12 protein-coding genes are annotated in these 11,618 nt (G+C 40.5%); 4 read left to right on the top strand and 8 right to left on the bottom strand.

Features of this window, described 5'->3' with window-relative positions:
- Positions 1–21: 21 nt before the first annotated feature.
- The 8 genes from NT136_03870 to NT136_03905 all read right to left on the bottom strand — a co-directional run bounded on the left by NT136_03870 (position 22) and on the right by NT136_03905 (position 9,328).
- Positions 22–1,491 (bottom strand): RtcB family protein, encoded by a 1,470-nt coding sequence (locus NT136_03870; protein MCX6766066.1) that lies wholly within the window; start codon positions 1,489–1,491, stop codon positions 22–24.
- The gene (locus NT136_03875) at positions 1,478–2,608 is read right to left on the bottom strand and encodes a glycosyltransferase family 4 protein (GenBank protein ID MCX6766067.1); all 1,131 of its coding nucleotides are present in this window, start codon (positions 2,606–2,608) and stop codon (positions 1,478–1,480) included. The genes NT136_03870 and NT136_03875 overlap by 14 nt, the downstream gene beginning before the upstream one ends.
- A gap of 509 nt (positions 2,609–3,117) precedes the next feature.
- On the bottom strand, positions 3,118–3,477 hold the full coding sequence (locus tag NT136_03880; protein MCX6766068.1) for a hypothetical protein: 360 nt from the start codon (positions 3,475–3,477) through the stop codon (positions 3,118–3,120).
- Between the two features lie 62 nt (positions 3,478–3,539).
- Positions 3,540–5,510, bottom strand: a complete 1,971-nt coding sequence (locus NT136_03885) for a DUF1616 domain-containing protein (GenBank protein ID MCX6766069.1) — start codon at positions 5,508–5,510, stop codon at positions 3,540–3,542.
- A gap of 16 nt (positions 5,511–5,526) precedes the next feature.
- On the bottom strand, positions 5,527–6,600 hold the full coding sequence (locus NT136_03890) for a glycosyltransferase family 4 protein (GenBank protein MCX6766070.1): 1,074 nt from the start codon (positions 6,598–6,600) through the stop codon (positions 5,527–5,529).
- A gap of 88 nt (positions 6,601–6,688) precedes the next feature.
- The gene (locus NT136_03895) at positions 6,689–7,642 is read right to left on the bottom strand and encodes a glycosyltransferase family 2 protein (protein MCX6766071.1); all 954 of its coding nucleotides are present in this window, start codon (positions 7,640–7,642) and stop codon (positions 6,689–6,691) included.
- On the bottom strand, positions 7,639–7,869 hold the full coding sequence (locus NT136_03900; protein ID MCX6766072.1) for a hypothetical protein: 231 nt from the start codon (positions 7,867–7,869) through the stop codon (positions 7,639–7,641). The genes NT136_03895 and NT136_03900 overlap by 4 nt, the downstream gene beginning before the upstream one ends.
- Positions 7,870–7,942: 73 nt before the next feature.
- Positions 7,943–9,328: a nucleotide sugar dehydrogenase gene (locus NT136_03905; protein MCX6766073.1), complete on the bottom strand. Its 1,386-nt coding sequence runs from the start codon at positions 9,326–9,328 to the stop codon at positions 7,943–7,945.
- Positions 9,329–9,669: 341 nt separating this feature from the next.
- On the opposite strand from NT136_03905, the gene NT136_03910 reads away from it, so the two are divergent.
- The 4 genes from NT136_03910 to NT136_03925 form a co-directional block, all read left to right on the top strand.
- Positions 9,670–9,996, top strand: a complete 327-nt coding sequence (locus NT136_03910; GenBank protein ID MCX6766074.1) for a hypothetical protein — start codon at positions 9,670–9,672, stop codon at positions 9,994–9,996.
- 78 nt (positions 9,997–10,074) lie between these two features.
- Positions 10,075–10,959, top strand: a complete 885-nt coding sequence (locus NT136_03915; protein ID MCX6766075.1) for a hypothetical protein — start codon at positions 10,075–10,077, stop codon at positions 10,957–10,959.
- Positions 10,960–10,983: 24 nt separating this feature from the next.
- Positions 10,984–11,259, top strand: a complete 276-nt coding sequence (locus NT136_03920) for a hypothetical protein (protein MCX6766076.1) — start codon at positions 10,984–10,986, stop codon at positions 11,257–11,259.
- Between the two features lie 92 nt (positions 11,260–11,351).
- Positions 11,352–11,618, top strand: a 267-nt coding sequence (locus NT136_03925; protein MCX6766077.1) for a hypothetical protein, incomplete at its 3' end; no start/stop codon positions are given.

Below are 11,618 nucleotides of genomic sequence, written 5' to 3' on the forward strand. Positions count from 1 at the left end.
ATATTGGCTACTTAATACTTGTTAGTATGTCAGCATTACCACTGGTTCCAATGCCGCAACTGTGTTCATAATATTATTACTGGCTAAATCCTCCACGATTTTTTCAGCATATTGCTGATATAACGTATTCTGATTCCCTATGGTTTTCTTCCTGCCTCGATAAATGTCAAAAGTGTAGTCATTATTTTGCGGGGAAAGTTCATCGGATCTTATTGTCTCCAGATTAATCGCATCCGCCTTTCCAATTTCATGATTGGCTGAAAAGAAAGTTGATTCGTTTTTATCAGTGCCAACCCCAACATAGGCAAGGGTATTAACAAGAGGAGCAATGAGTATTGGTTCTCCGAATAAAGCTCTTGTGGCGCCGTTGCGATGCACCCAAACGTTCTTTCCAAAATGATTTTCTTGATTAATGTAAACATGAGGCGTATCGTAAAGAAGCTGCAAATCAACCGGCCGCTGGAAAATCTGCTCCAGCGCCAGATCCAGCTGATGGGTGATAACGGCCCGATTGGCAAATCCGTAATTGCTGGCGGCTTGGAAAGCGGCAATAAACATCCGGCCCTCAATGCTTTGATCTTCATAGGAAAACAATTCTTTCTTTTGTTCTGCCAATTTTATTTTTTTTCTTAAGTTGTTAAACACCGGCCTCATTTGGCTGTCAAAGAAAGTTTGCCCAGTCCGCAAAATGGTTTTTCCCAGAAAACGATTTTCAGAAACGGGAGTGTAGAGAGAGGCGATATAGCGGCCGATGATTCCCGATCCGGTGTGCATAAGAAAAGCATACTGGTCGGCGCGGATATTTAATTTTTTGGAAGTTTCATCATTGAAAATTTCCTTTACTTTCATTAGAGAGAGAAAATGGCTTTCGGTGGCTCCCAGAATTCCCAGTCGGTAGCGTCCCATTTTGATGAATAATGACGGAATAACATCGCGAATTTCTCGTTTAGTGGGGCAATCTTCCTCGGTATTACAGGTAAACGCATTTCCGTTTTTAAAAGTATTTTCCAGCTCATTCCTTGTCCGCACGGAGAAATAATCAGTAACTGCCTTGCTTCCCTTGCGAAATACATCCATTGATACTTCAGAAGGAATGGCTTTTCCAATGTATTTTTTAGTAGGAATAGCAGAAACTAGTGCCCGGAATAGTTGATCAACTTTTTCTGGTTTCATTTCTTGCTCACTAAGATCAGTGAGAATTAGGCGCATCCCGCAGTTGGGGGCGGCATCAACAAGCTGGGGAAACAAGTAATTTTCTGATGCCGCGACTACTCCAGCAGGAGTGCGGAGTCCTTTTTTGGAATGAGCATCGCTTAGCGCCGCAACGTGGTTGAAAAGCTGTTCATTTTGAGCCAACTCCTCAAGTTGTTTGAACACTTCCTCTTTCGGCAAAAGATCTTCGGAAGCGTGAAAAATTACCGGCACCTTCATTGTGTCGGCTTGAAGTTCCTTTTTAAATGGTGATATATTCTTCAGGTTATAATTCTTCATAAATTTTCTTGTACTGCTCGGCGATTTTCTGGATGTCAAAATTTTTTTCTACATACTCTCTGGCATTTTTTCCTATCTTCTCCCTTTTTTCCTTATTTTGATAAAGGTCAATAATTGCGCTGAATAGTTTTCCAGTATCACCACTTTTTATTGTAACAGAATTCGTTTCATTTGCGAATTCTTGAAGGATGGGAAGATCGGAAATTATGACCGGTTTGACGCAAGCCATCGCTTCAACCACGGCTAAGGGAACATCAAATTTTCCTTTCATATCACGGACAGGAAATATGACTAAATCTGAGGTATTGAATAATTTCTCCAATGTCGTAAAAGTTTCAGGAAATCGTGCTAATCCTAACAGATTTTTATCTCTTAGCTTTTTTTGGACCTCCTCTTTTTTTCTTAGGTCATTCTTGTTTTTTATCCGGCAAGCGAAAATAATTTTAATTTTGTTTTTATCCAAAAGGCCATAATGCCTTATTATCATATCAACAATGTCATCGGTGGCGCCAAGACGGGTGAATTCGCCGGGATAAGTTAAAATAAAATCTCCGGGTTGCAAGTTGAGTGTGGTAAGTAATTGATTGTCTTTCGGGGCGGGAGAGTAGAGATTGAGATCAATACCAGGATAAATTCTTTGAACATTACTAAATCCAAGTTTATTTAGCTTATTTTTTGCACAATCAGAGTAGGTGACGATTGAGTCGCCGAATATCAGGCCTTTAATTTCCTTGTCAGAAAAAAGATCTTCTCTTAGCGTGGCGACGGTTTGAATACTTTTGGCTTTTTTACTTCCAGCCAGTTTTTTTATAAGAAAAGTGTTTTGTTTGGTAGGAGTGAAAATGTAGTGGAGAACATCGAAATCATTTCGCATTTTGCGAAGATGCTTAAGTAGTCGCAGTTTTTGCAAGTAGCTGAAATTATTGGAAGTGTAAATCGGTTTCTGGTGAATGTTTTCGGGAAGATCCGGAATTATTCCGTTCGTCAGAAGGTAAAAATCAAAACCACCTGTGTTTTTGGCAAGGTTGTAAGCGAAATTCTTTGACGCTTCGTCCCAGGGAGGAGCGATCGGCCGGGTGACTAGCAGTATTTTTTTTCTCCGATTCTCTTTTTCCATTTTTGGCTTTAATAAGCCAATAGATAGATTTTCAGGTTCTAGCTATTGACAAACATTTAGTTATATGCTAGGTTATTATAGTGAAATTGGGAGATGGGATCAGAATACAGACTCTGCAAAGAGTATAAATCTGTCCAAGGCCTCAGTGCAGATCCGTTCCAATTTCACCTAAAAAAGTTCTTTTGAAACAAATCTTCGCATCGCGCATATATGTTATTTGTAGGGCTATTCGTATAGAAGTAAAAAGTCCAGTACCTTGCCCACGGTCCTGGCATGCGCGGTGCGATATAAAAGCCCAAGAGGATAAATTAAGAACGTATTGGGAAGTTTTTCTCATCAAGAGATTAATAAATCCATTACACTTAATTTTCCCCGGGCTTTTTTTATTTTTCAAAAATCTTCCCCTTATGTCATTGCGAGGAGCCAGGCGACGCGGCAATCTCATAGTTAGTGAATAAAATTCCGGGATTGCTTCTTCTGCCAAGGCAGGATCGCAATGACAAATATTACTATTTTTCAAAATTTTTGTAAATCTCTTTCTTTTCCTCGCCACTTGTAATTGAAACAGTGATTTTGCCGGCAATAGAATTGTCGATATTTAATTTGATAATTTCTCTTACTCCTTTGGCAATATTAACATCACCTTCTTTAACTTTATCTTTTTCTGCCAGAACTTCCCAGTGAAAATTGTTTTGACTGCTGTGGTTTTCAATGACAAAATCTAGCAAATCACCTTTGGGATTTTCAAAATATACCACCCACCAGTTTTTCTGGTAGTCGTAATCAGCTTGCCTTTGCTCGACATAAGCAAGATAAAAAAAGCTAGCGAGCAGGATTATTATGAATGATAGTATGATTTTTCGCTCCATATAGGCGTATAATAGCCAGTAACACTTTACTGCGGCCGCAGTATTGTGTTGCCGGATTAGAATTATTTCCTGTGGAATATTGCTATTTCATCAGCGGAATAAACCTGATCGAACTGCTGGCTTTTTTGAAATTGAGCGCTGTCAAAAGCAGGATTTATTACCACAAAATTAGTCCCGGTTTCTGCAAAACATTTTTTCCCCTCATCAGTGTTAGGAGAGGAAATCATCTGAAAAGTACACTGCTCGCGCTTTTTATTTTCTTCATAGCGGAAAAAAAAGCTTCGCGTGAAAGGATAATTGTAATCGCGCATAAAAAACAATTTCATCCAGGCATCGGCGGCAATGTAATAGTGATCCTTGAGAATTATATCTGATTGAGAGGTTTTTTCTGCAAGATACTGCGCCGCGCGGAAAGTTTGAAAGGTCTGCTGAGCACCACTCGCTTTTAGTGATTGGGCATTGTCAAAAAAGCCATTAGTGGTTACAAATGTGAAAAGCACGACAAAAGTTGACAGTGCCAGTTTTGAAGAGATATAGACCTTTTTCAGTGCCGGTTCCCGAAACTGGAAAAAAATCCAAGCGAGCGCAACTGCCCCAGCTGCCGCGAGGGGATAAGAAAGATAATTGGCAATACGGATAGAGGGAATATTAATATGCAGCCATTGGGGCTTCCACGACATAATGAAAATTGTCGCGATCCAGCTTGCAAGAAGCGCCGCCGGGTAAGGTTTTTTGCGCAAAAAGAGCATGATAATAAACGCGCCGAAAATTCCCAGCACCATCCGCGCTTCACCGGAAATTATGGAAATTTGCGAAAAGGAAAATCCTTCCTTGGTTGACTTTGATGGCGCTCCCACGACTGTCTCAAGAGCGTTTATTTTAATATAACTGGGAGTGTAGACAAAAAGTAAAAAGGATAAAGTAAAAAGTAAAAAGATGGTTACGGAGGGAGAAAAAATGAGCTTGCGCCAGATGCGAAAATGATCGAGGAGCGCTTTTCTGTCAGTGATGCTTAAAATGATAAATAAAATTAGAAATAAAAATAAAACGAAGATGAAAATTAAAGCGCTCAAATGATGAGTGTAAAAAAGGGTAGCGGTTAGGAAAAGAGCCAGCGTGAAAAAGGTGGGCCTTTTTTCCTGCACGGCGCGGTAGAAAAAATAAATTGCCAGCGGAATAAGAAGATTTCCAATGATATTGCCGATCACGCCGCCGCTTACGAATTTCGCCTGCGAGGAAGAAATGGCATAAAGCGGGCCAAGAAGGAAAAGCGCGAAGATAGCGGCGTTTTTCCCCCAGGGATATTCTCCAAAAAGGCGAAGAACAAGGATAAAAACCGCTCCAATCCCGATGATGTTGATTAACAGCAGTACCAGTGGGGGAAAGGCGGAAATTGCATTTGCTCCTGAAATAAGGGCAATGGCGGCGAATACAAGATGTTCTCCGATTATGAAGTCGGCTATTTTTTGCGGCTGGCTGATGCTATAATGTTCATCTGTTTTAATAATGTCTACTTTCTCGTATTCCGGAAGCACCCCTTTTTGGACAATCAAGTTAGTCCAGTACATATGGTGCCCCAGATCAGTGGCAGAAGGCGTGATCGTGTCTCGGAGATAAACAGTCCGGATAAATACGGAAAGAAAGAAAATAAGTATAACAAGAATTACCTGATTTTTTGAAAAAGAAAATAAGCCGCTGGCACCTTCTTCCTTTTTCTCTGCTTTCTCTGTGACACTATCCGCCGGCCGGCGGATAGTGTTATACGAGTATTTTATTAAAATGCAAACTAGGAAGAATATTGCTAGTGCAAGCAAAATTGAAAATCGAGTAATGGGGATTTTAAATTTTCCTAGCAGAATAAGAAGCACGTCAACAATTCCGATGCTTAGGGCAACAGAGATAATAAATTTCTCAAGTTCTGAAAATATTTTGCCCTTGCCCCAAATTGCCACCAGCAGGAGATACCCGGGGAGAAAAAGGATTACGGCGATGGCGGCATAAAGCAGTAATTGGTTTTGGATGAATAAAAGCATTTTTTATTTGCTAAAATTATGCGCTAGCAACTACTTTTTTAATTTCTTCTAAATACTTCCTGGATATGATATCCCAGCTGTAATTGTCAATCACGAATTGTCGGGCTCGGACGCCAAAATTTTTTCTGAAACTTTCATCGGCTAAGAGTTTATTAATCTTATCAACATAACCTTGAATGTCGTATGGCTCAACTAGGAAACCATTTTGGCCATCTTTAATCGCATCTTGTAATCCCTCCAGCCGCGAAGCAATTACCGGAAGGCGGCAAGAGGCAGCTTCAATAACGGAAATGCCGAAACCCTCCATATCCCCGGGCACTTTGATGTTGGGCTGAATAAAGAGATCGCAGGTGTTGAATAAAACGTTTCTCGCCTCGTCAGTCACGTATCCAAGCGCTTTGACCTGGCCGCGCAAATTATTTTTTTCAATCGCCATTCTTACTTTTTCCCTGTCCGGGCCATCGCCGGCAACGACGTAAATAATGTTTCCGCCTAATTTCGGCATAACGTTTTCAATAAACCAGGCAACCCCTTTTCTTCTGGCCAGCCGTCCGGAAGTGAGAATAACTTTTTTATTTTCCAGTTTTTCTCCTAAAATTTTTTCCAAATCTTCTCTCGAATAACTGCCGATAAGTTTTTGGGTATCCACGCCATTAGGAATGAAGGCAAATTTTTCCCGCGGAATTCCCCGCGAGACACTTTCCCGAATGGTTTCGTTTCCGACAGCGATTAATTTATCCAGCTTTTTAATAAAAATCCCGACCCAGAATTTCTGGTACAGTTTCATTTTATAAGTCAGGTCTAATCCGTGAACAACGCCAATGACCGGTTTTTTGTAAAATAATTTCAGAATCCAGCCGACAATTCCCAAAACGCCGTCGCCCAAAAGCAAAACGTCGTAGTTTTTAAATAAAAACAGCGCCTTTATGAGAGAGTAGGGAAGAAATAAGGGAAGAAATTTTTTACCGTGCTTATTGGCGATAGTTTTCACTTTTGCCAGCTTCGACAGCCAGACAGAAAGCTCGTAGTTTTGATTTTCAATCCCGCCGACAATCGGCGGATAAGCGCGGGAAATGAATAAAATTCTCATAAGTTAAGTTTACTTCAAAAATGACTTTCTTTCAAGTAAAAAAGGATACAAAACGTATCCCTTACTTGCTTTATCTCGCTCGGCAATGTCATTTCCCGTATTTCTCTTTTTTTAAAAAATACATCTGGTCTTCGGTAAGCTTGCGGTTGGATTTTATCATATCAGCGATCAGGGCGAAAACGAGAAATTGAAGACCAACCAAAAGAAAAGTAATTGCCGCCAAAAGATAATTCCGAAACGGCGTTATCTTAAAGTCCTGGAAATACATCGCTAAAAAGTAAACGAAAAAGCCGAGGGAGATAAGAATAAGAATGAGCGCCGGAATGCCGAAAAATTTCATCGGCCGGACATCGCGAACGGCCTTGAGAATTATTCTGGCGCTGTTATTTACATATTTGAAGATGCTTTTTACCACTCTGGATTTCCTCTCGGGAAAATAGGTGACTTCAACTGGTATCCATTTGATCTTTAGGTTCTTCCCCAGCGCGTCAATAATCACTTCCTGAGTATAAGTGAATGCCCCCGGTAAATTAAGGCGAAGAAGCGTCTCCCGGTTATAGGCCCGGAAACCGCAAGTAAGATCGTCAATTTTGTAATTTAAGAATTTTCCGATAATCCAGGCGGCGATCAGATTAAGGTAATACTTTGTTTTCGGCATATCTTTGGCTTTCTTGTCGCCAAACCGGCTGGCGCTTACCAGATCAGCTTCGCCGGAAAATATCGGCTTAATGAGTTTTTCAATATCATTTGGGTCAAACTGTCCGTCAGCGTCCATATTGACCATAATATCGGCTCCGTTTTCCAGAGCTTTTTCCACAGCGGTGCGGAAAGTGATCCCAATTCCGCGGTTTACTTCATGAGAATGAATGAAATTTACTCCGGCATCGCGGGCGACTTGTACAGTCCTGTCGATTGAGCCGTCGTCAATAATCTGAATGAAAACCTCATCCACACCCGGAATCTGCCGGGGGATCCTTTTTATAGTTTCACCTAATTTTTGTTCTTCGTTAAAAGCGGGGAGGTTGACTACTAGCTTCATCATTTTTTCTTAATTATTAGTTTTGGATTAACGCAGTTAAAATCGCATTTGGCGTTATTCAATCCTTGATGGATAAGTTCTTTTTTGCACTCGCTTAATCTATTTTCACACTTGGCCTTGCTTTCATTGAAATAATTCCGGTTAACTTCATATCCGAAATATCCCAGCACAAAATAGGCGACTACCAGAATGCCAGCGATCCAAATAATTAATTTTATAATACTGAACATGCTTTTTCATTCAAAAATAAAAGGCACAACACCTGCCAGTATTATACCTTTGTTTATTCTTCAAATCAAGGTCTTATCTTCCGATACCGACATAAATTATTCCGGCCTCACGGATAGCTTTTTTATCCAGGCAATTTCTGCCATCAACTATCACCTTAATGCCATTTTTCACAAAATCTTCCACCGGAATATTTTTAAATTCATTATGCATGGTAACCAAAACCAGAGCTTCTGATTTGGATAAAATCTCTTCCAAACTGTTTGTATTTGAGAGTTGGGGAACAAACGGATCGAATGTTAAAAGATCGGCTCCCAAATTTTTAATTTTGTCTATAATTCTAAGAGCAGGGCTTTCGCGCAAGTCACCAACATTTTCCTTATAAGAAATCCCCAGCACGCCAATTTTTGTGCCTTTGACGGATTTTTTTATTTCATTTAATTTGTTTTGCAATAATTCAACCGTGTAATCGGCCATTCCATCATTGATTACTCTAGCTGCTGTCAGAAATTTGTGTTCAAATTGATTTTCCTTGCCTTTTTCAATCATATAGTAGGGATCAACCGGGATGCAGTGTCCGCCGACTCCGCAACCGGGCCGGTGAGCCATGAACCAGTATGGCTTAGTGGAAGCTCCTCTCAAAACATTTGTTATGTCAATTCCGATTCGCGCGAAAGACATTGCCATCTCATTGACAAAGGCGATATTAACGTCGCGGAAAGCGTTTTCCAGGATCTTTACCGCTTCCGCCTCGCGGATATTATCCATTGGCAAAATTTCCGCGTCAATTATGCTTTCATAAAATTCTTTCGTTTTTCTTAGCCCTTCTTCATCAAATGATCCGATAACTCTCGGGATATTGGAAACATTCCATTTCTCGTTCCCCGGATCAACGCGCTCCGGACTGTGTGAAATAAAAACATCTTTTCCCACAGTATAGCCGGCTTTTTCAAAAATCGGCTTAACAACCTCTTCGCTCACTCCAGGATTAACGGTGGATTCCAAAATAACCAAAGAACCCGGCTTCATGTTTTCTGCTATTGTCCGGGAAGCGTCAGTGACATGCTTCAAGATCGGATTATGTTTCTCGTCAACCGGTGTCGGAACGGCGATAATGAAAATGTCCATAATACGCATCAGGCGGGGATCATGAAAGGTCTGAATTTTAACTTTCGGCAGGATAGCGTCTAAAAATTTTTCGTTGAATATATTTTCTCCGTTTTCAATGCGCTTTAGTCTCTCAATGTCCGTGTCAAACCCATAGACCTCATAGCCCTTGCTGGCCGCGATAGCCGCCAATGGAAAGCCGACATAGCCCATACCCACAATACAAACAACCGGCTTTCCAGAGGAAGCCGCTTTAGCACCGCCGGCGGGCTTTGTTTCGCCCTTTTCCTGAAGCAATTGGTCCAGTTTGGCGTTAATTTCTTCTATTTCATTTTTCTCAATATTTTGAAACATAACTCCATATTAAAACTTAAGCCTTTATATTCTACACCGCGCCCAAGAAGGCCGTCAAATTCAAAAAATAATGTATTTCTCCCAAACAAAGCAATTTAGCACACCTGCTTTATTCTGTCAAGAATCTTCCAAGACAATTAAGAATTTTCGGGCCATATTTAAATTCTCCAAGGTTTTTAGAAGTTTCCAAAAGCCTTAAATAAGCCTCTTTTGGCAAATTTAAGCCAAAGTCCTTGACAAAAACTAGATTATGCTATATTCTAGAAAGTCCTAAAAATGGGCAATTGTAACTTGAAAATTTAAATCCCGGCCGTCAGGCTAGACAAAAGAAAGGAGGATGTATGAACCCTTTAACAATTCCTTTACCAGGATCCCAAAAATTTGAAAAACAAGGAGGTGTTGTAAAAAAAATTAGAACCTTATTTCAAGTTTTTTCAACTCTGCGTTTGTGTGATGAAGAGATAACTACGGAATATCTCCGGGGTAAACTTTTAATCCGCCTCGATAAAATAGAAAAGGACTATGCGCAAGGTGTTGATTCCTATTCGGTCGCTTGTGATGAAATGTATGCGGTGCTACCGATACATATAAAAATCAGAGCAAAGATCAATAGAGCGAAAAGTAGTTCAGAGCTATTGGTATTAAAAGTTCTAATAGACATACTTTAAACTTAAAAAAGAAGGTCGAGTGGAACTTAGGTATATTGGATTGAAACTTGACATTAATGTTTTTTGAAAGGAGGAAACATGAAAGGAAAGACAAAAAAGTTATTGCTTTTTATGCCAACGGTTAACCAAAAGCCAGAAAAGCTTTTAGCCAAGACCGAAGAAATCCTCAATCTTAAAATTTTGCTTGAACGCAGGAAAATGGGATTGAGAGTATTGGTCGCTTGTGACGGAAGCAAACCGGAGTTCAATACTCTGGAAACGCTCCAGCAGATGAAGGACAAACTCGGTGATATATTTGAATTCACCTGCTATCCCGAGAATGTCGGCAAGACCGTCACGGTAGTAAATGGTCTGAAAAAACTCATGGAAGGATCTGGTCCGGACGACTTAATCGGTTGTCTTGACGATAACGAGCATTTTTTCTTGGATGCGCTTGATTTGATTGACCGGATTGACGAGGGATACCTCGGTGCCATCGGCACCATCAGTTATCCCAGTGATATCTTAAACAATATAGATCGTCACGCAATGCCGGCAGTTGGTGCTATTGAGTCACAGATCATGAATCTCAAGGGTAGTCTGTGCATTTATGCGTCAGGCTATTGGATACAGCATACGGAGATAGTTCGGGTAGCTCTAAAAATCTATCCGCTCTATCAAAATATGTTCAGGGAAATGTTTCCTAATGAGATTATCAAAATACCCAAATGGGGAACACCGACGCTCTTTCAAGAGCTTATGACTTGGGCTATCCGGACGCAGGAACCATGGGTCAATACTCCTGAAGAATACCGACGACTGGCAGTTTGTTATCTGCCATGCAAAGAAATTCCAGCCATGACGCCTCTTGGCAGGAGTTTAAACAAAGCACTTAATCAGTTGCGGGCACTCGTCCTTAATGGACTTGTTCTTGATGAGCTTATGGGTAGAGAGCGCAACAAGAAAATCACCCTTCCGGCATAACCGGTATAATGAGGAAGTGAACAAATGCCAAGACTTGATTGGAAAGAAACACGCTCGTTACAGTCTGGCGATTCAATACTTGCCATCAGTTTTATTGATGGCACAGTCACAAGAATTGAGTTGTCTGGTAAAGATAATGTGCGTGTAGAAGTTGGATCAGAGGAATACTTAATAGATAAAAACAGAGTTATTGGTTTAAGCATTCCAATAGGAGGACACATAAGAGGATTCCTTATTGCATATGCTATTCCAGATGAAGGTGCTACTGTATTATATTTTAATGATTTCCATCCCGTATAACAGACATAACATTGTTATAGTCTATGACCCCCAAGCGGAATGTTGCTTTGGGGGTCGTTTTTATTTTCGTAAATTTGCGATACAATTAAAACATGTGGATCATATATTCATTATTCGGAGCGTTTTTTCAGGCCAGTGAGATGGCTATCAAGAAAAAAGCGTTGCAGACAAGAGGAGTAAATAATTTCATTGCCTTCATCGCGTTTACATTCGCGGGGCTTTTGCTGTGGGGTGTTTATTTTTGGCAGGGAGGAAGTTTGTGGCCAATTTACGAACTTTCGGACAAGTTTTGGCAGGGCATGTTTTGGGGAGTGACTCTCAATATCCTAGCCGTTTATTTTCTTTATAAGGCCTTGGAT

This window comes from Candidatus Moraniibacteriota bacterium, from assembly GCA_026396275.1.
Lineage (GTDB): Bacteria > Patescibacteriota > Minisyncoccia > Moranbacterales > JAPLXC01 > JAPLXC01.

Coding starts and splice junctions, on each gene's coding strand:
- NT136_03910 (MCX6766074.1), top strand. CDS start 9,670: ATGAACCCTTTAACAATTCCTTTACCAGGATCCCAAAAATTTGAAAAA.
- NT136_03870 (MCX6766066.1), bottom strand. CDS start 1,491: ATGAAGAATTATAACCTGAAGAATATATCACCATTTAAAAAGGAACTT.
- NT136_03875 (MCX6766067.1), bottom strand. CDS start 2,608: ATGGAAAAAGAGAATCGGAGAAAAAAAATACTGCTAGTCACCCGGCCG.
- NT136_03915 (MCX6766075.1), top strand. CDS start 10,075: ATGAAAGGAAAGACAAAAAAGTTATTGCTTTTTATGCCAACGGTTAAC.
- NT136_03885 (MCX6766069.1), bottom strand. CDS start 5,510: ATGCTTTTATTCATCCAAAACCAATTACTGCTTTATGCCGCCATCGCC.
- NT136_03900 (MCX6766072.1), bottom strand. CDS start 7,869: ATGTTCAGTATTATAAAATTAATTATTTGGATCGCTGGCATTCTGGTA.
- NT136_03905 (MCX6766073.1), bottom strand. CDS start 9,328: ATGTTTCAAAATATTGAGAAAAATGAAATAGAAGAAATTAACGCCAAA.
- NT136_03890 (MCX6766070.1), bottom strand. CDS start 6,600: ATGAGAATTTTATTCATTTCCCGCGCTTATCCGCCGATTGTCGGCGGG.
- NT136_03880 (MCX6766068.1), bottom strand. CDS start 3,477: ATGGAGCGAAAAATCATACTATCATTCATAATAATCCTGCTCGCTAGC.
- NT136_03895 (MCX6766071.1), bottom strand. CDS start 7,642: ATGATGAAGCTAGTAGTCAACCTCCCCGCTTTTAACGAAGAACAAAAA.
- NT136_03920 (MCX6766076.1), top strand. CDS start 10,984: ATGCCAAGACTTGATTGGAAAGAAACACGCTCGTTACAGTCTGGCGAT.